This is a genomic window from Chitinophaga qingshengii, assembly GCF_014529935.1.
Lineage (GTDB): Bacteria > Bacteroidota > Bacteroidia > Chitinophagales > Chitinophagaceae > Chitinophaga > Chitinophaga qingshengii.
Window position 1 is genome coordinate 213638 of sequence record NZ_JACVFC010000005.1, and the last position, 26123, is coordinate 239760.

22 protein-coding genes and 1 tRNA gene are annotated in these 26123 nt (G+C 50.0%); 10 read left to right on the top strand and 13 right to left on the bottom strand.

Annotated features, from left to right (window positions below; genetic code table 11):
- Positions 1-55 precede the first annotated feature (55 nt).
- Entirely contained in the window at positions 56-871 is an 816-nt protein-coding gene (locus tag ICL07_RS27930; RefSeq protein ID WP_188091364.1) for a lysophospholipid acyltransferase family protein, read from the bottom strand.
- Positions 872-1023: 152 nt separating this feature from the next.
- Between ICL07_RS27930 and ICL07_RS27935 the strand changes: the two genes are divergently transcribed.
- A complete protein-coding gene (locus ICL07_RS27935; RefSeq protein ID WP_188091365.1) occupies positions 1024-1545 on the top strand; it encodes a helix-turn-helix transcriptional regulator in 522 nt (173 codons plus the stop codon).
- Here ICL07_RS27935 and ICL07_RS27940 read toward each other — a convergent pair.
- Positions 1542-2300: a hypothetical protein gene (locus ICL07_RS27940; RefSeq protein WP_188091366.1), complete on the bottom strand. Its 759-nt coding sequence runs from the start codon at positions 2298-2300 to the stop codon at positions 1542-1544. The genes ICL07_RS27935 and ICL07_RS27940 overlap by 4 nt on opposite strands.
- Before the next feature lie 108 nt (positions 2301-2408).
- Between ICL07_RS27940 and ICL07_RS27945 the strand changes: the two genes are divergently transcribed.
- Entirely contained in the window at positions 2409-3296 is an 888-nt protein-coding gene (locus ICL07_RS27945; protein WP_188091367.1) for a DUF4349 domain-containing protein, read from the top strand.
- Positions 3297-3305: 9 nt separating this feature from the next.
- Here ICL07_RS27945 and ICL07_RS27950 read toward each other — a convergent pair whose 3' ends face one another.
- The gene (locus ICL07_RS27950) at positions 3306-5618 is read right to left on the bottom strand and encodes a patatin-like phospholipase family protein (protein WP_188091368.1); all 2313 of its coding nucleotides are present in this window, start codon (positions 5616-5618) and stop codon (positions 3306-3308) included.
- 89 nt (positions 5619-5707) lie between these two features.
- Positions 5708-6163, bottom strand: coding sequence for a PA2169 family four-helix-bundle protein (locus ICL07_RS27955; protein ID WP_188091369.1), 456 nt, complete (start codon positions 6161-6163; stop codon positions 5708-5710).
- Between the two features lie 79 nt (positions 6164-6242).
- On the opposite strand from ICL07_RS27955, the gene ICL07_RS27960 reads away from it, so the two are divergent.
- Positions 6243-6815 carry a hypothetical protein gene (locus ICL07_RS27960; RefSeq protein ID WP_188091370.1) on the top strand — a complete coding sequence of 191 codons (573 nt, stop codon included), beginning with the start codon at positions 6243-6245 and terminating at the stop codon, positions 6813-6815.
- Here ICL07_RS27960 and ICL07_RS27965 read toward each other — a convergent pair.
- Complete coding sequence (locus ICL07_RS27965; RefSeq protein ID WP_188091371.1) at positions 6775-7572, bottom strand: MBL fold metallo-hydrolase; 798 nt, start codon at positions 7570-7572, stop codon at positions 6775-6777. The genes ICL07_RS27960 and ICL07_RS27965 overlap by 41 nt on opposite strands.
- Positions 7573-7751: 179 nt before the next feature.
- A complete protein-coding gene (locus tag ICL07_RS27970) occupies positions 7752-9134 on the bottom strand; it encodes an alkaline phosphatase (protein ID WP_188091372.1) in 1383 nt (460 codons plus the stop codon).
- 92 nt (positions 9135-9226) lie between these two features.
- On the opposite strand from ICL07_RS27970, the gene lgt reads away from it, so the two are divergent.
- Genes lgt through xseB form a run of 4 tightly spaced genes read left to right on the top strand, consistent with a single transcriptional unit; the run spans position 9227 to position 12660 of the window.
- Entirely contained in the window at positions 9227-10066 is an 840-nt protein-coding gene (gene lgt / locus ICL07_RS27975; protein ID WP_223152126.1) for a prolipoprotein diacylglyceryl transferase, read from the top strand.
- Positions 10053-10988 carry a CobW family GTP-binding protein gene (locus ICL07_RS27980; protein ID WP_188091373.1) on the top strand — a complete coding sequence of 312 codons (936 nt, stop codon included), beginning with the start codon at positions 10053-10055 and terminating at the stop codon, positions 10986-10988. The genes lgt and ICL07_RS27980 overlap by 14 nt, the downstream gene beginning before the upstream one ends.
- A 45-nt stretch (positions 10989-11033) precedes the next feature.
- Positions 11034-12473, top strand: a complete 1440-nt coding sequence (xseA, locus tag ICL07_RS27985) for an exodeoxyribonuclease VII large subunit (RefSeq protein WP_188091374.1) — start codon at positions 11034-11036, stop codon at positions 12471-12473.
- Positions 12448-12660, top strand: coding sequence for an exodeoxyribonuclease VII small subunit (xseB, locus tag ICL07_RS27990; RefSeq protein WP_246485189.1), 213 nt, complete (start codon positions 12448-12450; stop codon positions 12658-12660). Before xseA ends, xseB begins: the two co-directional genes overlap by 26 nt.
- A 23-nt stretch (positions 12661-12683) precedes the next feature.
- Here xseB and ICL07_RS27995 read toward each other — a convergent pair whose 3' ends face one another.
- Positions 12684-13730, bottom strand: coding sequence for an endonuclease/exonuclease/phosphatase family protein (locus ICL07_RS27995; RefSeq protein WP_188091375.1), 1047 nt, complete (start codon positions 13728-13730; stop codon positions 12684-12686).
- 269 nt (positions 13731-13999) lie between these two features.
- On the opposite strand from ICL07_RS27995, the gene ICL07_RS28000 reads away from it, so the two are divergent.
- Positions 14000-16531 carry a TonB-dependent receptor gene (locus tag ICL07_RS28000; protein ID WP_188091376.1) on the top strand — a complete coding sequence of 844 codons (2532 nt, stop codon included), beginning with the start codon at positions 14000-14002 and terminating at the stop codon, positions 16529-16531.
- 43 nt (positions 16532-16574) lie between these two features.
- Complete coding sequence (locus tag ICL07_RS28005) at positions 16575-18017, top strand: DUF5689 domain-containing protein (protein WP_188091377.1); 1443 nt, start codon at positions 16575-16577, stop codon at positions 18015-18017.
- 185 nt (positions 18018-18202) lie between these two features.
- Here the strand turns inward: ICL07_RS28005 and ICL07_RS28010 are convergent, their stop codons facing one another.
- The 4 genes from ICL07_RS28010 to ICL07_RS28025 form a co-directional block, all read right to left on the bottom strand.
- Entirely contained in the window at positions 18203-19159 is a 957-nt protein-coding gene (locus tag ICL07_RS28010; RefSeq protein ID WP_188091378.1) for a DNA/RNA non-specific endonuclease, read from the bottom strand.
- Between the two features lie 103 nt (positions 19160-19262).
- A complete protein-coding gene (locus ICL07_RS28015; RefSeq protein WP_188091379.1) occupies positions 19263-20417 on the bottom strand; it encodes a BamA/TamA family outer membrane protein in 1155 nt (384 codons plus the stop codon).
- Positions 20418-20519: 102 nt separating this feature from the next.
- On the bottom strand, positions 20520-22766 hold the full coding sequence (locus ICL07_RS28020) for a hypothetical protein (RefSeq protein WP_188091380.1): 2247 nt from the start codon (positions 22764-22766) through the stop codon (positions 20520-20522).
- A gap of 83 nt (positions 22767-22849) precedes the next feature.
- A tRNA-OTHER gene (locus tag ICL07_RS28025) sits at positions 22850-22969 on the bottom strand.
- Positions 22970-23206: 237 nt separating this feature from the next.
- Between ICL07_RS28025 and ICL07_RS28030 the strand changes: the two genes are divergently transcribed.
- Complete coding sequence (locus tag ICL07_RS28030) at positions 23207-23764, top strand: HPP family protein (RefSeq protein WP_188091381.1); 558 nt, start codon at positions 23207-23209, stop codon at positions 23762-23764.
- Here the strand turns inward: ICL07_RS28030 and ICL07_RS28035 are convergent.
- Entirely contained in the window at positions 23761-25197 is a 1437-nt protein-coding gene (locus tag ICL07_RS28035) for a c-type cytochrome domain-containing protein (protein WP_188091382.1), read from the bottom strand. The two genes, ICL07_RS28030 and ICL07_RS28035, sit on opposite strands and share 4 nt — an antisense overlap.
- A complete protein-coding gene (locus tag ICL07_RS28040; RefSeq protein ID WP_188091383.1) occupies positions 25197-26108 on the bottom strand; it encodes a sugar phosphate isomerase/epimerase family protein in 912 nt (303 codons plus the stop codon). Before ICL07_RS28040 ends, ICL07_RS28035 begins: the two co-directional genes overlap by 1 nt.
- Positions 26109-26123: the final 15 nt, after the last annotated feature.

The window sequence follows — 26123 nt, forward strand, 5'->3', positions numbered from 1 at the left end:
AGCAGAAAGACAAGGCTGGCGGCAGTCAGGCATGCAATAACAAGGATCCATGTGTTCATGAGCGTAGGTTTTTTTTCCAGCGCCGGTGCGTCCACAGCCAATAAGCGGGACACTGGCAAATGTCTTTTTCCAGACGGGTGTTGAAAATCCGGGTGATCTCAAAAGGTGCTGCTGTGGCCGCTTTATCGGTTATCAGGGAAAACGACATCTCCCACTGGCCACCTTTTTTGTGGATGACGGCATACACCACCACTGCATCTACCGCTTTGGCCAGCCGTTCAGTACCGGTAATCACCGGCGTAGGCTGATGCAGAAAATCAACTACATGTTTGCGCTGCGGCGGCGACTGGTCAGCTATAAAGATGTAAACCCCCGGTGGCGGTTTGCGCTGTAATAAATGACGTGGCGCGTCTTCCATCGCCAGCAACCGTAAACCAAAACGGGAACGTATCTTCTGCATCAGGCGGTCAAAGAAACGGTTGCGCAGAGGCTTGAAAACAGCATATACCGGATAATGCCATAATGCCGGCAACAACGACATACATTCCCAGTTACCATAATGCCCCAGCATCATGATCACCGGCCTGCCCTGTGCCAGGTACTGCTCTATCAAAGCGGCATTGTGCAGCACCAGCCTGCGGGAAGCCTGCTTCCTGGGCATGGTCATCAATAACGGTATCTCTACAAACAACCGGCTGAAATGCCGGTAAAAATCAGTGGCTATCCGCTTGATCTCCCCATATGACTTCTCCGGAAAAGAGCGCGACAAATTCTGTATCACCTCCGTATAACGGTAACGCATCACCTTGTACAACAGGAAAAAAATAATCCAGGCCAAACCTCCGGGATAAGTGTTGTGTCTTGTTCTCATTGGTTAAAAAAAAGTTAAAGCATAACAGGGCGGCAGGGTAACGCCTCCCTGAAGTGTCGGTACCATAACCGTTGCACAGGACAAAGAGACAGCATTTACAAATGAACATGTTGCGGTGAACGGATAAACATTTACGTTAAACGGATTTTTTTATGAATAGCATATTGGGAAATAATACCGGCATACAGCTGACACAGCATCCTGTTAATATATATGAAGAAGTAAAGGTGGACGACATACCGGATCAGGGCCGCATCAAAGATCTTTACCGGCAGAAAAAAGCACTGGAACTGCTCATCATGCACTATGAACGACAGCAATCAATACAGTCATCCGCCGGAAAAAATATAAAGCTATCTGAAACGGATATACGAAAAATACATGCAGCAAAGGAATTTTTGCTGGCGGATATTCAGCATCCGCCTTGTTTGTCACAACTGGTGCGGCAAACCGGGCTCAATGAGTTTAAATTAAAGGCAGGATTCAGGAAAGTATTTAACAACAGCGTATTTGGTTATCTGCGGGATTACCGGTTATTGCTGGCATGGCAGCTATTGAAGAAAAAAGAATTGTCTGTAACGGCGGTCGCGTATGAAACAGGATACACTACCGTGCAGCATTTTAGTAAGGAATTCAGTAAACGTTTTGGGGTCAGTCCTTCGCGGGTCGATTAGGGTTTATATTGCACCTGGTATTTGCCGTTTTGCTGCTCCCAGCGGAAATAGCGATTGAATAAGGCTTTGCGGTCGGCAGGGGTGAGCCGGTCATTGAGTTTTTCGCGGAACAGCTGTTGCAGCGCCGTTGGCAGCGGCTCACTGGTAACGCTGTTATCTGTAAGGTTAATCGTGTAAATACGGCAGGTGTCCTTATCAAAGAAACCACCGATGGCGGCAACGGCTTGCTGGTTGGGCGCGAGGTCGTATGCCACGGAAGTAACCGGCATACGGTAAGCACGCTGTTTGTCTGTTGATAAATCGAAGATGATGTTTTGAAAATAACCTTCCTCCGGAGAGAACGTTTTTTCATACACCAGGTATCGGCCCTGTATCAACGGATAAACAATCTGGGCACTGTTATTATACAGAAACCAGTAATGTGGTTTTCCCTGTTGTTCATCTACCAGGTAAACAGGCGCGTTGAAATTTTGTGCAATATGCACCAATAGCTTGCCCGGCAGACTATCCAGCGGTTGTACATTTATATAGTACCCCGATTCATTGATACGGTTGGTCACATCTGCCGGCGAAATATTCCGGCCTTTGTAACGGATGCGGTAATTGAAGGATTCTCTTTTACTGCCCGTATCCCAGTTGTTGTATCGTTGTTTGCTCGTTACTACCGTAAAAGGACCATATTCTTTTTGTTCACCACAAGCACTCAGCATCCATATACCAAAACCGGTTGTAATAAGGCGGAGGTTTGTTTTCATCTCCGGAAGATAACTTTATTTCTCTTTGTTTGAACGCCCCTTATTTTTTTAACATTTTTTAAAGGTTACCTTTTGCGGTTTATGGGTATAAACGGAAAATTATCCTTTATGCGTATACCCATCCGTTATGTAGTTATTCCCACGCTGGCCCTTGCTGCCTGTGGTAAACCAGGCTATCGTGAAGATGCCGCTTCCACTGCCCCCCAAAACGCTGATCAGTATGTTGCATCCGCCGATTCCACAGACTTTCCCGCTGATATTACTTCCTTAACTTCCGCTTCCCGTAAACGCGTACGTACGGCAGATGTACGTTGCCGGGTGACGGACGTGTTCCGCGCTTCTACCCGCATGGAACAGGTCGTGTCGTCCGTACAGGGTATTGTGGTAGAAAGCACCATGAAAAATCAATATGCCGGGCAATACGATCTTCCTTATACTGCCGACTCACTGAAAAGAATGCAGTTATATACGCCTACTGCCAATCTCACGCTACGCGTGCCGGTAGCCAGTTTGGATTCCGTAGTGACCACCCTTACTTCCATGGCCGCTTTTATTGATACCCGCGCGATGAGGGATCAGGATTACACCCTGGCTTACCTGGCCAATGCACTAAAGAATAAAAGGGTAGGACAACATACTGCTAAGATCGTTGCCGGTAAAAAAAATACCACACTGGATGTAGCGCAATACCAGGACCAACAGGAAGAAACAAAAGTAGACAGAAGTATTTCCAACCTGAAAATGCTCGATGATGTAACCTACGCTACCTTCACGGTGGAACTGTTCCAATCACAGGCCGCCAGCATGGAAACGATTATTAATCCGCGTTATGTAGCCCGCGCCGGATTTGGCACAGAACTACGTACAGCCATAGTGGATGGCGCGAATTTATTGCGCGATCTGCTGCTGTTTTTCGTACAGATATGGCCCCTGCTTATCATGGCAGTATTGGGCTGGTGGGGTTACAAACGTTACCGCAGGATGTCTGTAAAATAATACTCGTCCTTATTTCAATGTGGCGATAAACCCGCTTAGCGCAGGGTTATTAGCCAGCCGTATATCAATTCTCCGGATCGTTGTATCCGACATAAACCAATTCATCGTGTAAGAAGGTTCTCCCTGGGGGAACCTTTTTCTTAATGGGTCCTGTTGCCATTCGAGACTGTCTTTATACAGCGGTATCTGTATGTACGAAGCTTTTTTGTAGTAGTAGTCATTGATATCGCTGACATAGTGTGAAAGCCGTATATCGTTGACCGTAGTCTGCATACCATAAGCGCCGGCGATGGTCAGTATCGGGGCAAAGAGATCATTTTTAATCGGTGCTACTGAATGGAAATGTTCTTTACCCGGAATAACGGGACTATTGGTAATGTGCAGCACTTTAAAGTGCAGACGGCTGATTTGTTGATATAACAGGCTACTGTCCCCATGCAGGTGCCGGTCGTCTTCTCCTATGTTGATAATGCCACGGATGATTTCCTGGATAACGCCGGCGCCGGAATTATCGAAGTAACCGCCGTCTACGAAGTATTGGTCCTGTATGCGGCCGGCCGGGCTCAGGTAAGGAAACCGGGCTCCCAGTATAGCACCGGAGGTGATGGTAATATCCGAATCGTGACGTAATAAACTGAGTACATCTACCCGGTTGTTAAAAATACCCGCATCGAGTTGCAGGTTAGTGACTACACCGGGATTGCCATCCTGCATGCGCGTGGTATTGATGCACAATACCGGCAGGAAGACGGTATCTGCCCGCATGGCAGGGAACGACGATAACGCTGCATCAAACGGTACACGGTAGAGGGAGTCGCCGGCTACGCCGGTACTGCGTTCAAAAGACTCTTCCAGCGCCGCGGCCCGGTCGCCCGCCCGGGAAGTACGGATCATATACCGGAAAAAATCAGGCCCCAGCATCCGGGCAAAAGTATAGCTGAAATAGTCCTGTTTCAGGTAAGTCATAGCCGATTTGGCATACAGCGGCTGCTGATGCATCCGGTCCCGCAGCATGGAAAAGAAGGTGGCTACGCCCACACCGCCGCCGGAAGTACCGGAAAGGCAAAACAGGTGGCGGGAAAATCTGTCCTCCGGATGTTGACGGATACTGGCGTCTTCTATTTCCCCGAGTACCGCAGCGGTCCAGTAGGCAGAGCGGGAGGCGCCTCCATTAGCCATCACAAAATATACATCGTAACTACTATCGGCCATCACTGGGCGGGTTTGCAGCCAGGACCGCAGGTAAGTGTCCAGCGAAGGCCTGTTATTGTATTGGTTGCCGTTGGGAGCATTCGTCAGTTTTACATAGTGGGTTTCTTTTAACCCAAAGATCAGTGCAGCAATGATAAAAAGCACATGTAAACTGATGCGGTAGCGCACAGACAATGCGGTGATAATGTTGCCAAATAACAACAACATGCCGAATGCAAGCAACATAAAGGGGAATGGCCCCAGCCGCCTTGCGAAGTTCAGGCTGTAAATAGCTGCCACATAGGTAACCAGCGCTGCCCCGCCGATGAAAATAAACCAGCGGAAGAAACTTTTTTCAGTACGCGGAATAAAAAAGTAACGCATCAGGGTGTCCAGCGGCGTATGGGTGAGCAACATGCTTTTCCGTGCGGAGATGTCCAGCTCTACCCGCCGCAGGTGCGTGTATAGCAGGAAAAGGGCGTGCAGCAGCACCAGCAGCGTCAGTAACAGCAGTATGCTGATACGCGGAATAAAACTGGTGGCAATAGTGGCTGCCAGCCATGATAAAAGCAATACCATAAACACTTTCCGGAAAGCAGGCTGCAGGGAAAGCTGACTCAGTGGTTTGTTGAGAAAATACAGCAGGGTGAGCGCCGCTGCGAAAATAATCCAGCAGCCGGTGCTGCTCAACGGATGGACCAATACCGGTGATTGTAGCATGGCCAGTTCCAGCAGCAGGAAACAGCAGTGACCCAGTACCCGCGGAGATTCGTCAAGAAAAAACTGGCTCAGGGGAAATCGTTGATTTTGCTCACTGTAGGCTTTGTTAGCGGCGGCGTCGGTAATCCTGGCTTCGTCCCGCAGGTCGGCTATCAGGCGGGTACGTTTGATGTAGGCGATGATACGGGAGGAATACCAGCTCACGTACACCCAAAATCCGATGGCGAGGAAAAACAGTATCCGTTCGCGGTAGGTATTTTCGGTGTAGGCTACCACCACGTCTTTGCCCTGGTCCAGCGACCAGCAGATAAAAACGATCAGCAGCAGGAAGATAATGCCGGGGAAAAATAACCAGATGGCTTTGAGCAGGTGCGCAGCCAACCGTAGCAGGTTTTTCGGTAGTGATAACATAAGGCTTCATTTGGGATATGCTACCACTAAGATAAAAAATCCCGCTGCTAAAGTATTGGCGTCAAAAGAGTTATTATAGCAGGTTACGTTTAGGCCTGCACGTCACGCATCTTTTTTATTTTGTCGTGCTCTGTTTTCAGGATAGACCGTTGTGCCGTCAGCAGTTCGCGTAGATATGCCGGCAGGTGTTCTTCCTGTAAAGCCTGTGAATAGGCGCGCATGGCGGCGTCTTCTTCGGTTTCACAGTCGGACAGGATGGCGTGGCGGTCGTGACCGGTAAACACACTCTTTAGCTCCATCCAGGCGCGGTAGAGTTTTCCGCCGGTGGTAGTGCCTGTTTCCATTTCACCTCCTAATCCCTGTACTTCTTTCCCCAGCGCATTCCGCATGGTGCGGCTTTCATCGATCATATGCGTGAAAAGGGCTTTCAGATCGGTATCATGGCCCTTATTGTCCTTCAACGCTTTTTCGTAACCGGAGATACGGTCGTTGTTAATGCCGATGAGATCGTTGAGTGTCTCTACGGTGGCTGTTGTTGTGTTCATAGCTGCAAGGTTTATAACGGACAGTCGCCATAAGTATGCCAGCAGATTTGTGTATCTTTAACGCTATTCTATAAAATTCATGAAAAACTGTTTACGTCTGTTGTTGTTATGCAGCTGTCTGCTGCTTGTTTACCCCACCTATGCAGGAGGATTGTCGGCCTGGGAAAAATCTACCCCGGGAGGTAATAAAATGGAATGGGATGGAACAGCCCCCGCCCGCGCCTTGTTCTGGGGAGTGCAATGTGATTCCCTGAAAGACCCTGTACCGCTGGCTACCTGGTATTTTTACAAGGATTGTATTATCGGGGGAGATGATTCCACTTTTTATGTGATCAATGAGCCGGATTGTTCCGTGCATCGTTTTACGGAAAAATCGGCGTTTGAAGCCTATCTGACCGCTCAAAATTTAGTTCCCCGCGTGTGGAAGCGAACTTATAATGCATATGATATCTGGGATTATTCAGATCGTTTGCTCTTTATGTCTTTTTTCCTGATCCCTGTCCTGGGGATAGTACTGATATGTTACATCGTTGTACTGGTAGGGTTACTGCGTGGCAAAAAACGCGCGGTCTGGAAATATGTATTCCTGGCGGCGCCGCCACTGGTGTATATTATAGCGGCGATATTGCAGGCGAGTCCGCAAAGCTGGTAGCCTCTACCTGGAAGATGGCCGTCTCCATATGCCGGGATGCCACAATAATCCGGGTACCGTTGGCATGCTGATCAAACATTTCCTGTACGAGGGTAGGGTTGTTATTGTCCTGCGACAAGTGGGAGAGTAACAGGTGTGTCATAAAAGCCGGGCGATGCTGCGTAAAAATCTCCAGTGCCTGGCGGTTGGACAAGTGCCCTTTCCCGCCCCGGATACGGTTTTTCAGGTAGTATGGATACCGGCCCTGTTCCAGCATTTGTTCGTCGTAATTGGCTTCCAGGAAAGCGGCATGGCATTGTTTGAAGTGATGCAGCAGGTGGTCGCAGGGTGCGCCGATATCGGTAAATACGCCTATGGTCACCTGGTTGCCGGATACAATGAAGCTGTGAGGCTCCACAGCGTCGTGATGCTTGGGAAAAGCGGTGACGGTAAGTCCGCCGATTTGCACCGGGGTATACGCGGTGAAAGGCATGACCCTTTGCAGGGCAAGGTTACCGCCTGCCATCGTGCTTTGGGTGATATATACGGGCAACTGATGCTTTTTAGCCAGCACGGTTACACCTCTGATATGATCCGTATGTTCGTGGGAGATAAAAATGGCTTTCACTTTAGTCATCGACAGTCCCAGGCGGGTCATCCGCTTCTCTGTTTCCCGGCAGGAAATGCCGGCATCAATCAATACTGCTTCCTGCCCGTTACCAATATAGTAGCAGTTTCCGTTGCTCCCCGAGTTCAATGACGTGATAAAAAGTGACATGCCGCCAAAGATAGAAATATTTGGGTATTTGGTTATTTAGTTATTTGGGTATTTGATTTACGGATTTTGGAATTTACGGATTTCGGGATTTAATGAATCGAAGATCATGTTATATGATGTCGATATTTGTTGCATTTAAATATTTAAATCAGGAGTCCGTAAATTCCAAAATCCGTAAATCAAATACCTGCATGCTTCAATATAAACGGATGTAAGTCTGTATTTTTTACAAAGGGCGGCAATAACTCGCTGCCCGGTCCTGTCATGGCCAGTTCCACATAATCAGCCGTATGGTCCATGCCGCCCCAGTTAATGGAGGTGTAGGCGCTTTGTATCATGGCGAGTTCCTTGAAGGGCAACTTACGGGGATTGTATAGCCCGTCCCCATCCAGTTGTGAATAATGGGCCAGCAGGGAGCCGGCTTCTGCCGGCGTGATTACCAGGCCCTGTGCATGTTCTATGCGTTCTATCAGGGCGGCCGGCGTGGTGCTGCGTTGGATACCGTTGAGTATCCAGTCGTTGGTATGCCGCATGGTATGCAGCTTATCAAAGTTGCTGTTGGCTTTATCACTGTAATACAAACCCGGATTGGCATTGCCATGGTCGGTAGTGATGATCACGAGCGTGTTTTTGTCGGTAGCTGCAAAATCCAGCGCCACTTTAACCGCGTCGTCGAAGGCCAGCTGATCGTACAGCAGGGCGGCGGCATCATTGGCGTGGGCGGCCCAGTCTACTTTTCCGCCTTCCACCTGTAACATAAATCCTTTCGGATGTTTGGATAAGCGCCGGATGGCTTGTGTCGTCATTTCAGCGAGGGTAGGTATCTGCTGTTGCAGGGTGGTATCCTGTTCCCGGTCCAGTGCGTAGGGGAGACCGTTTTCGCAGAATACGCCCAGCACTGGTGAGCTGTTGGCAGCAGGTAGTTGCAGTAATGCATCGCGGTTGTCTATAACCGTATAGCCGTTGTTTTGGTACTGTTGCAGCAGGTCCTGTTTGTCCTTGCGGTGACTGGCCAGGAAGTATTCGCGGCCGCCACCCAGCATCACATCAAATTGCAGGGGGAGGTATTGCAGGGCGATTTCGCCCATATCGCCCCGGTGACTGTTATTGATACAAAAGCCTGCCGGCGTGGCATGGGTGATGGGTACCGTAGTAACGCAACCGGTAGCCCTGCCGGCTTTTTTGAATTTTTGCAGGATAGGCGTGTAATGCGTGCCATCAGCGCCTACGTTGAGGCTACCATTGGGTACCCGTACACCGCCGCCCCAGGCGGAACTGCCGGCGGCGGAATCCGTGACCAGCGAGGTAGCGGAGGCAGTGCTCATCAGCGCCCGGGTGGCCTTACCGCTTTCATACAGTTGCAGCCAGTGGCTTTGTTTACCTTCCTTACGTTGCCGCAGCAGGCTCGCCATCGTCAGGGTACCGTTGCTCATGCCGTCGCTCACCATAAAAATGATGTTCCTGGCAGATGCTGTTGTTTGTCCGATCGCACGGAGCGGTGCGGTGAATGCCGCGCCCAAAGCCCCCAGGGCGGTGTTGCGGAAAAAGTCTCTTCTTTTCATATACAGGTTTGTGGTGCACAAAAATAACCGCTGCAAAATAAATGCATCGATGTTGCAAATTATTTTTGTGTGAACTTAGTATATTTGCAACAATGTTGCAAGTTGAGAATCCGATGTTATACATCACCTGGGGTCCATCGCCGGAAATATTCCGCATCGGTGGTTTTGCATTGCGCTACTACAGCGTAGCGTTTATGGTGGCCTTTATAGCCAGTTATTTTATCATGCGGTACATATTTGACCGGGAAGGGAAAGACAAAGCATTACTGGACCGGCTGCTGGTATACGTGGTAGTGGGCACCATCGTCGGTGCAAGATTGGGACATTGCCTGTTTTATGAGTGGAGCTATTTCCGGCATCACCTGTCGGAGATAGTATTGCCTTTCCGTTGGGAGAACGGGCATTTTTCGTGGACGGGTTACCAGGGACTCGCCAGTCACGGCGGGGCTATCGGTATACTCACGGCAGTGGCCTTGTTTGCCCGCCGCTACCAGGTACCCCTGTTATGGCTGCTGGACAGGTTGGCGATAGTGGTGCCGCTGGCAGGCGCCTGGGTAAGGATCGGCAACTTTTTTAATTCGGAGATCGTTGGCCGGCCTTCACAGCTGCCGTGGGCAGTAGTGTTTACAAAACATGATAATCTTCCCCGTCATCCGGCGCAGCTCTATGAAACGATCTGCTACCTCCTTATCTTCGGCATTATCATCTTCCTATATAAAAAAAACAAAGGAATGGAACACCCGGGTTATCTTTTCGGCCTTTTCCTGGTATTGGTATTCAGTGCACGTTTTATCATTGAATTCGTGAAAGAAAACCAGGAGGTGTTTGAAAACGGGTACCTGCTCAATATGGGTCAACTGTTGAGTCTTCCGCTGATAGCTGCCGGTATCTGGTTCCTGAAATTTTATCGTGATAAACATGCAAAAAAATAAACCCATTCCCGTATACCTGCTCACCGGTTTCCTGGGGGCAGGCAAAACCACGCTGCTCAATAGTTTGCTGCAACAAAGCCAGGCGTATCGCAACATCGTTATAGAAAATGAATTCGGCAAAGTGAATATCGACGCTTCGCTGGTGACGGCGCAGATAGAGAACGTATATGAACTGACCAATGGCTGCATCTGTTGCTCGCTGGACAATGAACTGCTGGAAGTATTGGGCAACATACTACGGCTGAAAGAGCTGCCAGACCAGCTTTTCATTGAAACCACCGGCATTGCGGATGCGGGTAACATCATCGGTATGTTCAGTATTCCGGATGTGAAAGCACGTTATCAGCTGGTTTCCACCATCTGTGTGGTAGATGCGGAAAACGTGGAAACCCGCCTGGAACAGGTGACGGAAGTCGGTAAGCAGGTTTCCTGTGCCGATGTAATTATCCTTAACAAAACAACGGACCTGCCGGTACCCGAACAGGTGCGATTGCAACAATTGCTGGAAAATATTAATCCATTCGCCTATATCACCGCTACGGCAGATGGACAGGTACCCATAGGCGACGTGCGACCATCCGAACGCCGTATGCCCGCTGTGGCGGCAGATCCTGCAGTAAAAACACCGCATAAAATCAATACCGTATTGTTTGAATCACCCCGGCCGTTTGACCTGCAAATGCTGGTGTTTGTGCTGGAAATGCATTTTAACGTATATACGGACCAGTTATACCGCATCAAAGGGTATGTAGCGGTAAAGGATGATCCGGAGAAATACCTGGTACAATCTACGGGTAACTACCTCAGCATCGTGCCTGCGGGTAACTGGGAGGATACACCGCCGGTATCTACGCTGGTATTTATCGGGAAAGAGCTGAAAAGCGCGACCATTCAGCGCATCCTGCAACCGGCGCTACGGTAAAGATACGCGGTATGCCAGCGCTTTTCCTTATCTTTACAGTCATCCATGACGGCATCCGAAACCATAAAACTTTCTGCGCTCACCGGCAAGATCCAGCAGGCTATCTCCAACGTATTCGGAGAACAAAGCTATTGGGTAGTGGCTGATGTGACCAATCACGCTTTCTATGCCCAGAAAGGGTATCACTATTTTGATCTGGTGGAGAAAGACACCCACTCCAACGCTATCGTGGCAAAAGTCGCTGCCGTAGCCTGGGGCAACGGCGGTATCCGTATCCGCGAATTTGAATATGTGACCGGCCAGCAGTTTAAAAATGATATTCATGTACTGGTGAAAGTGAGCGTCAACTACCACCAGGTGCACGGCCTGCAAATTACCCTGCTGGATATCGATACCAACTTCACCATCGGCGTACTGGAACAACAGAAACAACAGACCTTACAACGGCTGCTGGTTGAGTGTTCCGACTATATCCGCAAAGTGGGCGACCGGTACATTACCCGCAACAACCAGTTGGCCTTCCGCGCCGTCATTCAAAAACTGGCGATCATTACCTCCGGGAACTCGGCGGGTTTCCAGGATTTCCGGCATACGCTGGAAACTAACCGTTTCGGCTATACGTTCCAGGTAGATACCTATTTTACCGTGGTACAGGGCGAATCCAAAGCGGAACTGGTACAACAGCGGCTGATAGATGTGTACAACAGCGGCATACCCTACGATGCGGTGGTAATTATCCGCGGTGGCGGCGCGCAAACGGATTTCCTCCTGTTTGATACCTTTCTGCTGGGAAGAGCGGTAGCCAAATTTCCCATTCCTGTTATCACCGGTATCGGTCACCAGAAAAATGAAACCATCACCGACATGATGGCACATAGTCCCGTGAAAACGCCTACCAAGGCGGCGGAGCTGATTATTGCCCATAACAAGGCCTTTGAAGATGCCGTATCGGGACTGCAACAAAACATCCTCATCAAAGCACAGCAGTTATTTTCCGGTCATTATCAGGCATTGTCGCAACTGAATTCGGTGGTGATCAATGAAACCCGCACCATCCTGCACCGGCAGGGGGAAATGCTGCGCGATTATCACAATGTGGTGTCGCATGGTTCCCGGTCGGTATTACAGCATCACCAACGGGAACTGCTCACGCTCACCGGCGCCATACTGGCCCGGCCCAGGGTGGTGATAGCCGGTAAACAGAACGATTTACAGAATATCACGGCCAATATCCGCTCCTTTAACCGGCTGTTTATGCAGAACCGGCGCGGACAACTGGCACACTACGACACTTTATTTAAACTCATGAGCCCTGTCAACATACTGAAACGCGGCTTTGCCATTGTATACGCAGGCGATAAAATTATTAACAGCGCCCTTCCCGTGGAAACCGGTAGCCCTATTACCATACGGCTGCATGACGCTTCCCTGGAAGCCACCGTTACCGCTAAAACACCACATGATGAATCAGGAACTGACATATGAAGCAGCCTACACCGAACTGCAACAGATCGCGGAAGAAATAGAGAACGAAACCGTTTCGGTGGATGTCCTGGCTGAGAAGGTAAAAAGAGCTTCCATACTGATTGAATTCTGCCAGCAGAAATTGCGGGCTACAGAAGCGGAGGTCAACAATATCATTAAACAAATGGAGAACAAGCCGGGCACCTGACCCGGCCTGCTGTAGCAATGTCGTTATTCAATCGCTTTAATCAGCGAAATATAAGTCGGGAAGTGGTCGGAGAACCCGCCCGCATAGTTGTCAAAATCGTAGGTCCGTTTAGGATACCCCTTATAACGGCCGGTCGTCTGGATCATATCTTCTCTTTTGAAGATATTGGCTTTATAAAAACGGAACTGTCCTTCTTTTTTAGATAACAGGTTTTGGGAGATGATGATCTGATCGAACAAAGCCCAGGCATCCTGGTAGGCGAGGGTGCCAATACCTTTGTTATAGTAGGACACCCAGGGATTAAACAGTTCACCCTTCTTCAGTTTTTCGGGGTTGCCACCCGCTTTCAGCACTTTCGTGACGCTTTCGTTGGTCGGATTATCGTTCAGATCGCCCATCACCACAACATTGGCGGCAGGGTCCTGCTCATACAGCGAATCAATCAGATGACGGCATACATTGGCCGCAATCGCCCGCAGGTGAGCCGACGCCGCTTCCCCGCCCAGCCGGGATGGCCAGTGGTTCACCAGTACATGCAGCGTTTGCCCGTCGAGGTTACCTTTCACCCACAATACATCCCTGGTTTTATGCCGGCTGCCCGAAGCATCGGCAGGCAGCTCCACGGGTAAAGCCGCGCTGTGTTCTACGGTGAAATGCCGTGGATTATATAGCAGGCCTACATCTACACCGCGTGCATCAGGTGAGTTGTAGTGTATAATATCATAACCTCTTTCTTTCAATAACGGGTGCTGTGTCAGATCTTCGAGTACACCCCTGGTTTCAATCTCCGCTACACCCAGGATGGTAAGGCCTTCCGGGGATATATCGGTGCCTATTTCCTTAATGACGCCGGCGAGATTTTTTACTTTATCAAGATAAACTTCACCGGTATAACGTTTCTGGCCCTGCGGGAGAAATTCATAATCATTGACCCCGGCCTGATGGGTGGTGTCGTAAAAATTTTCCAGGTTGTAAAAGCCGATGTTGATTACTTTATACTGCTTGCTTTGCGCATAGGTACAGGTGGCGGCGAAGCAGAGGGATAACCATAATAGTCCTCTTCTGATCATGTCTACGGTGTTATTGGCGGGCAAATATAGGTTTTTCACGCAAAGGGGCAAAGAGAGCAAAAAGACGCAGTATGTTTTTATCTTGTGTTAATGAATCAATAACATTTCTTTATTGCTTTGCTTTCTTTGCCCCTTTGCGTGAAATGCCTATATTTGCCGCGCAATTTAAAACGCGAACTAAAATAGAATTATCCCTGTATAACACGATGCTGTTTGTAACCTGCAGTGATAATACCGAATGACCAACAAATCTGACCAAACTTCAATGCATGAATAGATCTGCCAGGTTTTTTTCCAAAAGACTGTTTGCCGGAATCAGCCTGCTGCTTGCTGCTCCCGGTGCTTTTTCCCAGGTGAAAAAAGACAGTATCGCAGCACAAGAGCTGAAGGAAGATATCAGGAGCAACATCCCCGTGATTGTATTGGACGAAAATGATGCGGACAACACTGCCGGTTCATCCGGACAGAGCATCTCTTCTATCCTCTACGGCGGCCGTGATCCTTATTATTCCGGTGTCTTTAACTTCAACGCCGCCCGCTTTAAACTGCGCGGATACGACGCTTCGTATTTTGATACCTATATCAACGGAGCGCCGGTGAAAAACCTCACCAACGGCTATACGGCCTGGAGCTTGTGGGGTGGCCTCAACGACGTGATGCGCAGCCGCATCACCAGCAACGGTCTTCGCCCGATAGACTTCGCCTATGGCGATATTGGCGGTGCTAACTACATCGACACCCGCGCATCCAAACAAAGCAAAGAACTGAGCGTAGGCTATGCACAATCCAACCGTAACTACAACAACCGCGTGATGGCCAGCTGGTCAACCGGCCTGATGTCCAACGGATGGGCGTTTTCCGTAGCCGGGTCTTTCCGCTATGCAGGCGAAGGATATGTAGATGGTACCTTCTATAACGGTGCTTCCTACTTTGCCTCTATCGACAAAAAAATCAACAAACATCACCTGCTGTCCTTCACTACCTTCGGTACACCCACGGTTTATGGCGGACAATCAGCTGCCACACAGGAGATGTATGACCTGGCAGGGACCAACTTCTATAATCCTTCCTGGGGTTATCAGCAGGGCAAAAAAAGGAGTGCTAACTACACCAGCAACTTCCAGCCTTACTTTATCCTCAACCACGAATGGACTATCAATAACAAAAGCAGCCTGAAAACAACAGGCTCCTATTCCTTCGGTGACCGTACCCGTACTGCGCTGGACTGGTACAACGCTCCAGACCCGCGCCCGGACTACTACCGTAACCTCCCCAGCTACGCAACGGACGACGCTACCCGTCAACAGCTCACCGACATCTTTACACACGACGTCAACGCGCGTCAGATCAACTGGGACAACCTGTACGATGTAAACCGCCACAGCTTCGGAAAAGACGGCCAGCTGCGTTCCCGTTATATCCTGGAAGACAGGATCACGGCCACGCAGAAAGGAAACTTCAACTCCGTTTACAACACCTTCCTGGATAAGAATATCGAGTTTACTGCCGGTATCTCCTACAATGTGCAGAAAGACCACAACTTCAAAAAAGTGAACGATCTGCTGGGAGGCGATTACTACGTAAACCTGAACCAGTTTGCGGAACGGGATTTCCCGGGCAACGGTACCGTTAACCAGAACGACCTGGATAACCCCAACCGTATCCTGCAAAAAGGCGACAAATTCGGTTACGACTATACGCTGAGCATCAATGAAGCCAAAGCGTTTATGCAGACCGTTTTCAAATTTGATCACATCGACTTTTTCCTGGCCGGCGCCTATTCTTCCACTTCTATGTGGAGAACCGGTAACGTAAGAAATGGCCTGTATCCGGAAAATTCCCTGGGCAAATCCACCGTATACACCTTTATCAACTATGCTGCTAAAGGTGGTATTACCTACAAAATCGATGGCCGTAACTACCTGTTCGCCAACGCTTCGTATTCCACCCGCGCACCTTTCGTAGAGAGCGTATTCACTTCTCCCCGTATCCGCAACACTGCCCAGAATGATGTGCGTTCTGAACAGGTGATTGACGTGGAAGCCGGTTATGTACTGAACTGGGAGAAACTGAAATTCCGCCTCAATGGTTACTATACCAACTTCAAAGATGGTATGGACGTACTGAGCTATTATGATGACAGCTATCAGAACTTCGTGAACTACGCCCTTACCAATATCGGTAAAGAACACTATGGCGTGGAAATCGGTCTGGAAGCCCCTATCTATAAAGGACTGAGCGTAAAAGCCGCCGCCAACATCGGCCGTTATTACTACAACACCCGTCAGAATGCTGTAGTAACCGTTGATAACAGCGCTGCCGTACTGGCCAACGAAACCGTGTACGCCAAAAACTTCCGTATCGGTCAAACCCCGCAGGAGGCCTACACCGTGGGATTGAACTACCAGGCTAAAAAATACTGGTTCCTGAATGTGAACGTCAACTACTTCGATCAGATGTGGGTGGCGATGAACCCTATCAGACGTACAGAACGTGCTACCGATGGCGTAGAACCAGGCTCCGATCTGTGGAAAAGCATCCTGGCGCAGGAGCAGCTTCCGGGTCAAACTACGGTAGACATTTTCGGTGGTAAAACATTCCGCGTGAAAACCGGTAAAATCAGGTCTACCCTGGTGTTTACAGCTGGTGTCAACAACCTGTTGAACAACAAAAAAATGATTACCGGTGGTTTTGAGCAGCTGCGTTTCGACTATGCTGATAAAAACGTGAACAAATTCCCTGCGAAATATTACTACGCTTACGGCCTGAATTACTTTGTGAGCCTGGCCCTGCGCATGTAATGCCGAAAAGAAAAAGTTATTAAAATCATTAAACAGATATCAAATGAACAAACTGTATAAACAATTCGTACAATTTTCCGGGGCATTGTTGATGCTGGCCCTGGTTGTTGCCGGTTGTAAAAAGACTTTCGACGAACCGCCTTATAAAAACGGAGATCCTGATCTGGCTGTTACCGCTACCATCGCTGAATTACAGGCACTGTACAAAGGTGATCCGGTGCTGATTACCAATGATATGGTATTGGCTGGTGTGGTGATTGGTGATGACAGATCCGGTAACCTGTTTAAACAGATCGTGATCCAGGATAAGACCGCCGGTATCAACATCCAGCTGGATGCATCCAATATCAATGCTAAATATCCGATCGGCCGTAAAGTATTCATCAAAGCCAAAGGTCTTACCCTGGGTGCCTACGGAGGACTGCTGGAACTGGGTTACGGTGTAAACGACTCCAAACAACCGGTACGTGTACCACAGGCCCTGATCGATTCTTTCCTGGTTGGCGGCAGCGCCAACAACGTGGTAACACCCGTAGAACTGGCCCTGGACCAGCTGAACGGCAAATACCAGAACATGCTGGTGAAAATCAAAAAAGCACAGGTGGTGATTGCTGATACCAGCAAAACTTTTGGAGATCCTACCAAAGGCCAGGCTTATGTAAGTATCGGTATCCAGGATACCACCATAGGTGGTCTGGTGATCCGTACCAGCAGCTATGCGAACTTCGCGGGAACCAAAGTACCGAAAGGCAATGGTGAGCTCACCGGTATTTACACCATCTTCAACAGCGATAACCAACTGGTGATCCGCGATGTGAACGATGTGGCTAAAATGACGGGCGACCGTAATGCGGTAGTAGCGCCTCCGTCTACCAACATCGAACTGAAAACATCTCCGTTGCTGTTCAACTTCGACGGTATCGACACCTTGCTGCCAATGGGTGTAACGGTGCGCTCCGGCGCTACCGCCAGCTCCCTGGGTAATGATACCTCTTACAAGAAAACACGGGTAAAATGGGCAGATGTAGGTCTCGGTTTTAAAAACTTTGCTTCCGGTACCGACTTTACCATGGACGAGAATACCCAGAATAACGCCACTAACCGCGCTATCGGTGTACGTCAGACAGGTAGCATGGAGTCCGGCGTGTCTTTTGTGTTTGAAATCAAAAACACCACCGGTAAGAAAAACCTGAAGATGAACTTCAAGTTACAATCCCTGGATATTACCAGCACCCGTACCACTACCTGGGCTGTGGAATACGCCACCGGTGACAATCCAACCAGCTTCAAACCAGGTACTGCAACCGGTATCATGACTACCGGTAACAAAACTGCGGTGAGCAACAATATCAGCGTTGACTTCGGCAACGGACTGGATAACATCAGCGATAAGGTTTATATCCGTATCATTTCGCTGGGCGCCACTACCGGCACCGGTAACAGACCGTCTTCTGCCATCGATGATGTGCAGTTTACATGGAACTAATTGCAGGTAATTACATACATGAAAAAACCGTCTCTTCATGCAGGAGACGGTTTTTTTATGCCCCGATGGTTTATTAGGAATGGAGACGTTGAGTTAAATATTTTAGCGTTGGCAGGCCTCGAAGCAAAAAAAGAGGCTGCCCGGGATGATGGGCAACCTCTTTTTAGAAAGTATGGCGCACTAAATTAGTGATACAGTTTTTTCTTGAGCTGTGTTCTGATACCTTCCGGAATATTTTTGAACAGGTTCAGGGGAACACCGGCAGCATTGGCTTTAGTTTCCAATGTTTCTACGGTACAGAGATAATCTTTCCAGGCGGTTGTTTTACCGGTGCCGCTATACAGATCGTTGTCATTCGGCATATCTACTGCGATCACAGTAGCATTGGCATCTACGCGGGCAAGGTCGTTTACGCCTTTAGGGATAATAACTACTACTTTCCATACTTGTTTTGGCACCGTAATGTTCTTCTGGTCCAGCGTTTCGATGAATTCAGTTTGTCCTTTACCCCGGCCGCCTTTGCCATAGGCGCCCATTACGATGAAGGCTTCGTTGCCATTTTTCACTTGCTGGCGGATAAAATCTTCCATATTGGCCCAGGGTACCTGGTTCAGCGCCGCTGCCTGGGGAATCATGTTGGTCATCAGGAAAGTGCTGCTATTGGCTTCTTTAGTGGCAGTACGGTCACCGGAGGGGCAGTTGTGTCCTCTGTCGAAGCCGCTCACGCTGCCGTTATAGCTGCTGGCGCTCACCTGGTACCAGCCTTGTGGCAGGCTGGGATCGGGTCTGAAATCGTTGCTACGGTCCACAGTACCCGGACAGTCTTCTGTTTGCAGGTGCCAGCTTACCCATACCGGGATACCGGCATTTTTGCTGTAGGCTTCCATAAAGTAGGTCTGGTTCATCAGGAAGTTCTCAATGAATACCAGGTTGGATTGTGCTTCGGTAGGATTGCCAAGCAGCAGATGGCCGTTATCGCCGGGAACAGTGCCTGGGTCTGGGTTAGTAGTGGGTGGCGTTACAGTAATGGTGTCTGGTTTGCCGGGTGTGCCGGGACCGGATTTCCGGATATCATCCTTGGCACAGGCAACGATCAGAAGCAGGGCGGTATAGGTCGCCAGCAGTCTAAAGTTAAATTTCATCTATCCCTCGTTGTGAATATTAAAAATGCAAAGGAAAGATTTTAATGTTAAAAGAAGGTGAAATAATTGGAATAATAAAAACGTGTATACGTATCTGATAGCATCAGAAAACTTCGTTGATACCAAAGTAAAACCCTGACTGGTCCTGGCCGCGGCCATAATCCAGCCGGATATTAACGCGGTTCTTGAATTCCCATCGATAACCGATACCATAGCTGATAAGCGTTTGCCGGAAGGCCAGCTCATTGAACTGGTGAAATACATTGCCGCCGCCAACCCATACCACGGCGCCGCTGCGCCGGTAAACACGCTGCCGTATTTCTACCTGCCCCGAGAGATAATTGCGGTCACGGTAACGGCCTTCGTAATATCCCCGCATACGATTGGAGCCGCCGGCTTGTGCCAGCAGATTCCAGGGGACATCGCCGCTGTGTTCTTCGGCATAAAAATCCATCGCCAGGATACCGCCCTGCCATACACGCTTGTACCAGTCGAGCTGCAGTTCCAGTTTGGAAAAAACGGCGTTATTGCCCAGGAAAGAAGGGTAGAAGCGGTAACCGATCCGTGCATACAATCCACGCGCCGGATTGGGAATAAAGTCGCGGGTATCATACACCACAAACGGACCGATACCCATCCCAAATACATTGTCCGGTTGCATCAGCGGTTTCCCGCCAGTAGTGTCAATATCCCTGGCCTGTGCATTTTGTACATGGGTGCTCACGCCAGCATAGAAACGGTTGCTCAGGTTAACGGCAAAATCGGCCTGCAGTTTTTCTGTGAGCAACAGATAGTCGGTATAGTTATCCTTGTCGGCCCCCGACAGATAACCAATGCCCCAGTATTTATCAGGGCGCGAGCTGAAAGACGCTTTGAGCGATAAACGAAAACGATCTTTCGGAAAAATAGTGGTGCTATTGAGACCAATGCCATAAAACCCGGTGAGGGCCACGGAGCCGAAGATAGCCACGTTAGATACCGGCAACAGGCTGTCCGAACGATCGGTGCGATATTGTGCGGCCAGCATAACAGCAATACCCGCGCTGGTTTCGGGTGTATATACGGGGCCGCCGATGAAACTGAGATCTACTTTTTTGTGTTTCTTTTCATCGTTGGTATGTGCCAGATAATGGAGAATACGCTGGTACAGCCCTTTCGGGGCTGTGGTGTCGATACTGTTATCGGCCGGCGGAACCTGACGGGCCACCACTTTAATACCACAACAGAGCAATATGGGGAGTAACAGTTTTTTTATCATGAGAATGTCTTCCCAAAATAACGATATTTTTTGTAAACGATTGTGGGTCAATCCACCCCAAAAAATAAAACCCGGTAACCAACGGTTACCGGGCGGGGGGTATCAATCAATAAATAATTGTGTCACGGCGGCGGTATCTCTCGCCCATTGGGCGGTATACACTTCGTCTGCTTCGGCGGTATCCACCAGTTGCAGCTGCTGGGCTTCGGCTTTTATCTGCAACAGTTGCCCTATGCTCAGTTTATGGTCCAGCTTTTTCAACAGCCCGGCAACGTTGTTGTTGTTTAACTGCTGAATGGTCTGTCCTTCATAAGGCAATTCCAACCAGATAATGTTACGGGCGGCTACGTCCAGTACACCGAAAACCAGGCCTTTGGCCAGGCCCCGGGTGATACGTACCTGGTGTTGCACACAGGACGGGTCATATGCGACGCCGGTTTTTTCTGAGATGTCCATTTTATAACGGCTATCCATCCAACCCACGACCATTTCCGGTACCAGGCTTCCGAAGGAGAAAGCGTTACAGGTGAAGGTTACATACCGGGCGCCGGCATGCGCGAGCGCATCTACGTCCAGCTCAATGTATTCTGCTGTTCCCACGTTGTTAGGAATGCTTCGGATATCCCCGCTATGCAGGCATCCGGTAGTCTGCAACCGGCTGAAGGAACAGTAGTCGGTACGACCGGTATAGCTGATATGACAGCTCAGGTCCATATCCAGGTGCTGGGCCGGTAACCCTTTACCCCATTGCATAAACAGGCGTATGTTATTCCCCTGCAGCTCAAAACGGGTCCCCATCAGGGCTGCAGGCAGGTCCTGTATCTGCTCGCTTCGGTCGCCGATGGACAGCGGTATCTGATACAATGCCGGATCGATGTACATGGTTTGCAAATCGGTGGCCGTTGCAGCAAAACGTTTACGGGTAGCTTCCAGACACAAATCGGTAACGGCCTGCTGCATCATTTCCAGTTCCTGGTCTTTGTACAACCACAACAGTTTGTTGGCAGACAGCTGTTTGGCAGTACCTCCCAGCGGTCTCACCGTCCGTACGGCATCATGGTCAAAATAATAACCGGCATACATCTGCAAAGTGAACAGGAGCCGTGCAGGCACTTTATCCGCTACTTTGGCAAAGGCTTCCAGGGTTACTTCCGGACCAAACCACAGCATGTTGGCAAACAGGGAACGGGCAAATAATCCCGGACGCTGCTGCAACAGGTAAAAGGTGCTCGCAGCATCATGACGGAGTCTGAACTGGTCCAGACGGCCCTGCCATACGTTATAATCTTCCCGGTAAAATTTATCCAGGATGGTCTGCAACTGCTCAAATCCTGCGCGCTTGCTATACTCCGGCAAACGCAGGGCGCGGATGAACCGTACCCACATCTGTCTTTTAGGATGCATATCGGCGCAGATATGCGCGGCGTCCATAGACAGCCCGTTGATCCATTGTGCAACGGTCAACGCGTCTTTACGGCCGTATTTCAGCTTCAGGGCCGCTGCCTGGGAGGTTTTAGGGATCTGTTTATGGGCCTTTTTATAGTGCGTCACCATACGCAGATCAGTACAGTTACGCAGCTGCCGTTTGATAATAGTTTTAGGTGCTACCAGCTGCAGGAAACCGGTATGTTTATACCACAGGTAGCGGAGTATATCCGTTGCCGTGGTAAATAAAGCCTGCGCTTTTTCCGGTTGTCCCTGTTTTACCAAAGCGTCGATCACAGCGATAGTAGTTTCCCGCATCGCAATTTTTACGTCTGGTAAAGGCAGCTCGGCCAGCAAACACTGTAAGCTATCCTGTTGGGTTGCATCCAGCGCAGTTTTGGAACCCAGCAGGTTTTCCAGATATTGTACAGCGTTATCCATGGTCCACAGTTCCAATACACGCAGTTTTTTATTCTGCCCGTATTTCTCTATGGCAGCGGTTTCCAGCGGCATACCACAGAAAGGGCAGCCGTTGTAACGTTCCAGTGGAAAAGTATGCGGAGGTATCAGGTGGCCGCAGGCCATTCTGGTACCGCCGGTAAGACCCAGTAAATTGGTGAAATAAGTAACGAGATGGTCGGTAACCGTTTCTCCGGTTGGTACCCGCCAGTTTTTTACCAGCGGCGCCCAGTTCAGCTTTACGCCCATTACTTCGCGGAGCTGGTCCAGTATCTGCGCCTGGTAGGTAGCATCGGTACCTTGAAGGGCGCGTAACAACGGTTCTGCTACCCCAAAGCCCAGTTTAGCCATATTGGCTACCAGTACGGCCGTATCGGCATTCATGTTGGCAGTGGCCTTATCCGCCGCGGCGGAAGGAATGTAAATGGCCTGCTGACGTAAGGCTACCTGTAAAATGTTGTTCATCCTGATAAAATTTAAAAATCAGATAATGTTGCCGTTGTTTCTTGAATAGAGAAGTAGTAGTAAACGACAATTGACCTGGATTGAAAAACAGGCTGGGTTCGAACCAGCATTCCCGGCTCCCTTGAGGTGAGTAAGCCCCGGTTGACCATCAAGGTAATTCCGAAGCTCCTATGCCGGTGTCTTGCCATTTAGACGACTGTTTCTGTTGAAACGATAATGGTGAAAGTAAATCCCAAATGATGTGAAGTAACTTTTACTTGACCGTTTCGACAGTACAAAGATGCAAGACCATGTGCGCAGTCTTTTTGCGCAGATAAAATTTTTTTTCAAAAAGCATATTATCTTTGCTCCCTCAATCAATTGTTTGTCCCCTGGCAACGCCTTACAACATGTCGACAGTAAAAGAAAGAAAAGCCGCACACCATCAGAAAATCAGGTTCATGAAGTTACACCGTGGCATACGGGTAGCACGGTATGTGATGTACCGGGAAACGCTTATCGACAAACAGAACATCTACTGGTCCTTTATCGGCGCCTTCGCCGGCATCGCCAGTATTGGCCTGTTGAGTCATTTTTACCTGCCTGTAAAGGATAACCTGTTCCTGATCGGTTCTTTCGGTGCTTCAGCAGTATTAATATACGGACATACCCAAAGCCCGCTGGCGCAGCCGCGCAACCTGATAGGCGGACATTTACTCAGTGCAGTCGTAGGGGTGACTGTCCGCTACCTGGTACCTTCTCCGGAGCTGGAATGGCTGGCCTGTGCGCTGGCTGTGGCGGCGTCGCTGGTGGTGATGCAGGTAACAAAAACGGTACATCCGCCGGGAGGCGCTACGGCACTGCTGGCGATTGCCGGTTCACCGGCCATCCGGAAACTGGGGTACTGGTATGTATTATCACCGGTGGCCTCCGGTGTGGCCATACTGTTGCTGATAGCGGTGATCGTCAACAATATGACCGACATCCGGCAGTACCCGGATAAAGGTAAGTGGTTTTAAACCACTTTCTTCTTATAAATGATAGTATCGGAGGCGAGTTTTTCCAACTGATAACCGCCGGTATCAATGGCCAGTTTGGGCAGTTGTTGTTGCAGTTGCCGCAGCGTAGGAGCGTCGGTGTTAGCCTGGTACAGATACAGCTGCCGTAGTTTTTTGTTTTTCCCCAGACCGGCCAGGAAGGCGCTGCTACAGGCGGTGCCGCTCATGTTCAGGTAACGTAGCTCCTGGCAGGCTGCCAGTGATGTGCCTGCGGCGCCTTTAATACCGGTGTGTTTCAGCTCCAGCCTGGTAAGGGCGCTCAGTTGAGCGATACCAGGAAGGGCGGCATCGGTAATACGGGTACCGGAGAGATCGAGCCATATCAGTTGAGCCCGGAGCGGGTGCAAGAGCGCCATATCAGCATCGCTGAAGCCGGGCGCATTCACGCAACTAACAGATACATATGGACTGCTGGCCGCTACCGGCAATACTTTCACACCTTTTGTTGCCAGTGCTGCTATGGCTTTTTTATCGGGAGATGAGGAAGTAGCTTCCGGTACAAATTCGTTGTGATCCAGTGCTTTGCCCGGTGTCATGGCCTCCAGCACCAGCTGGATGCGGGTATTGGGTTTCAGCTCTTTCACGGTTTTGCCGGTGGGCGCTCCCTGCGCTATCCACCAGTAAAGGAGTTCCACTTCCCGGGGAGACAGCTGTGGCTTGCCTTTGGGCGGCATGCGGTGTTCGTCATTGTCGGGTAATACCAGTCTTTTAAATAACTCGCTTTCTTCCGGCAGACTATCTTTCATCACCGGCCCATGTTCGCCGCCTTTACGGATCAGGGCTACGCTTTCCAGGCGCAGACCGCCTTTCAGTTTCTGTGCATTATGACAACCGTAACAGCGGCTGGAAAGTACCGGCGCTATCAGGTCTTCGTATAACCGTGCATCCGCGATATTCGTATAGGCTGGTGCGTTATCAGCCGCTTTTTGTTGACCGGCGAATGCCTGCAATGCCGGAGGCATGGCTTGTGTCAGGTAGTCGTCGCCATGCGTGAGGGAGCCTCCGTAATGCCCAGCAGCGGATACCAGCAAGAGCAGCACCACAAAAAGCGGCAGCTGCAACCGGGGCAGTTTGTTAAGAACCGTCAGCAGGTATAACAGGGTGCTACTAACGGCTACGCCTATACCGAGCCACAGGTGCGTGTTGAGCAGCTGCTCGTCGTATCCGCCATCGAGCGATAGGAGGTAGCCGGCGGCGCAGCTGGCGATGGCAGAAAGGGCGGCGGCCAGCAACAGCAACGGCAGCGCTGCCCGAAGGCCGCTCCGCTTGCTGCTGCGCGACAGCAGCGCCAGCACAAAGGCAATGATCAGGATGCCTATCGGCAGGTGTACAATTAAAGGATGTATCCTGCCAATAAACAGGTTCCAGTTTCCGGAGGCGGCTAATATCTTCATTATTTCCCGTAGCGCTGTTTGAGTTGATGCATCATATATACGTTGATATCCCACTGATTACCCAATGGTTGCCGGGTATAGGGCAGGGTGGGCATATAGTCGGCAGGACCGAATTCAGTGAGCATAGTGAGTGGTTTGCCGGCAGCCTGGTGACGGCGAACTACCTGGTCCCACCAGCTGAAATGCGCTTTAACGGCATTGGCCCATTCCGGCGCCCGGGGATCATTCACCTGCGGCCCCTCCGGATGTCCTATACGGGCATGGATATGACCTACCCGCTCCAGGGCTTTGTTTACCGTTTCGGCCTGGTCTTCCAACAGGGATTCATGTACGTTGCACCAGTGGGAGATATCCAGTGTGAGGCGCAGCTCGGGCTTCTTTTCGATGAACTGCCGGGCGATGTGGGCCGCAAACAACATCCGGGAACGGTGTGTTTCATGGTAAATAGGAACGCCGTTCCGTTGGGTAATACGGGTGCTGATATCAATCAGCGCAGCATTTTGATCGAAAGTAAAATAGTCTTTGCCAGACTGTGTATTGATGTATAATGGCCGCGGACCGGTAGTGGTGGCGGCGTTAAGCATGTTTTCAAACTGCGTGGCGTGTTTCGTATAGTCGCTGTCGTGTCCTCCGGCGAGATAACCCACTTGTAATTTGTGTTGGTCGAGGGCGGCAAACAGCGCCTGCTGTGCGGCTTTGTCCTGCGGCCACCACAACTCTATGCCATCGTAGCCCGCCTGTTTGGCTTCGCGGCAAAAATCACCGATACTACCGGGATAACCCCAGTTGGTAGCCATTACGGTAAGCCGGTAACCATCGGCGGGACGGGCGGCAAAGGAAGGAAGAGTGGCAAGGGCCAGTACCCCGCTCGCCAGGGCGGACTGTCGTAGGAAGTTTCTTCTGCTGTACATAGTGGATGTTAAAAA

Excerpts from the sequence above, each read along its gene's own strand:
- ICL07_RS27930 (WP_188091364.1), bottom strand. The coding sequence starts at position 871 with ATGAGAACAAGACACAACACTTATCCCGGAGGTTTGGCCTGGATTATT.
- ICL07_RS27935 (WP_188091365.1), top strand. The coding sequence starts at position 1,024 with ATGAATAGCATATTGGGAAATAATACCGGCATACAGCTGACACAGCAT.
- ICL07_RS27940 (WP_188091366.1), bottom strand. The coding sequence starts at position 2,300 with ATGAAAACAAACCTCCGCCTTATTACAACCGGTTTTGGTATATGGATG.
- ICL07_RS27945 (WP_188091367.1), top strand. The coding sequence starts at position 2,409 with ATGCGTATACCCATCCGTTATGTAGTTATTCCCACGCTGGCCCTTGCT.
- ICL07_RS27950 (WP_188091368.1), bottom strand. The coding sequence starts at position 5,618 with ATGTTATCACTACCGAAAAACCTGCTACGGTTGGCTGCGCACCTGCTC.
- ICL07_RS27955 (WP_188091369.1), bottom strand. The coding sequence starts at position 6,163 with ATGAACACAACAACAGCCACCGTAGAGACACTCAACGATCTCATCGGC.
- ICL07_RS27960 (WP_188091370.1), top strand. The coding sequence starts at position 6,243 with ATGAAAAACTGTTTACGTCTGTTGTTGTTATGCAGCTGTCTGCTGCTT.
- ICL07_RS27965 (WP_188091371.1), bottom strand. The coding sequence starts at position 7,572 with ATGTCACTTTTTATCACGTCATTGAACTCGGGGAGCAACGGAAACTGC.
- ICL07_RS27970 (WP_188091372.1), bottom strand. The coding sequence starts at position 9,134 with ATGAAAAGAAGAGACTTTTTCCGCAACACCGCCCTGGGGGCTTTGGGC.
- lgt (WP_223152126.1), top strand. The coding sequence starts at position 9,227 with ATGTTGCAAGTTGAGAATCCGATGTTATACATCACCTGGGGTCCATCG.
- ICL07_RS27980 (WP_188091373.1), top strand. The coding sequence starts at position 10,053 with ATGCAAAAAAATAAACCCATTCCCGTATACCTGCTCACCGGTTTCCTG.
- xseA (WP_188091374.1), top strand. The coding sequence starts at position 11,034 with ATGACGGCATCCGAAACCATAAAACTTTCTGCGCTCACCGGCAAGATC.
- xseB (WP_246485189.1), top strand. The coding sequence starts at position 12,448 with ATGATGAATCAGGAACTGACATATGAAGCAGCCTACACCGAACTGCAA.
- ICL07_RS27995 (WP_188091375.1), bottom strand. The coding sequence starts at position 13,730 with ATGATCAGAAGAGGACTATTATGGTTATCCCTCTGCTTCGCCGCCACC.
- ICL07_RS28000 (WP_188091376.1), top strand. The coding sequence starts at position 14,000 with ATGAATAGATCTGCCAGGTTTTTTTCCAAAAGACTGTTTGCCGGAATC.
- ICL07_RS28005 (WP_188091377.1), top strand. The coding sequence starts at position 16,575 with ATGAACAAACTGTATAAACAATTCGTACAATTTTCCGGGGCATTGTTG.
- ICL07_RS28010 (WP_188091378.1), bottom strand. The coding sequence starts at position 19,159 with ATGAAATTTAACTTTAGACTGCTGGCGACCTATACCGCCCTGCTTCTG.
- ICL07_RS28015 (WP_188091379.1), bottom strand. The coding sequence starts at position 20,417 with ATGATAAAAAAACTGTTACTCCCCATATTGCTCTGTTGTGGTATTAAA.
- ICL07_RS28020 (WP_188091380.1), bottom strand. The coding sequence starts at position 22,766 with ATGAACAACATTTTACAGGTAGCCTTACGTCAGCAGGCCATTTACATT.
- ICL07_RS28030 (WP_188091381.1), top strand. The coding sequence starts at position 23,207 with ATGAAGTTACACCGTGGCATACGGGTAGCACGGTATGTGATGTACCGG.
- ICL07_RS28035 (WP_188091382.1), bottom strand. The coding sequence starts at position 25,197 with ATGAAGATATTAGCCGCCTCCGGAAACTGGAACCTGTTTATTGGCAGG.
- ICL07_RS28040 (WP_188091383.1), bottom strand. The coding sequence starts at position 26,108 with ATGTACAGCAGAAGAAACTTCCTACGACAGTCCGCCCTGGCGAGCGGG.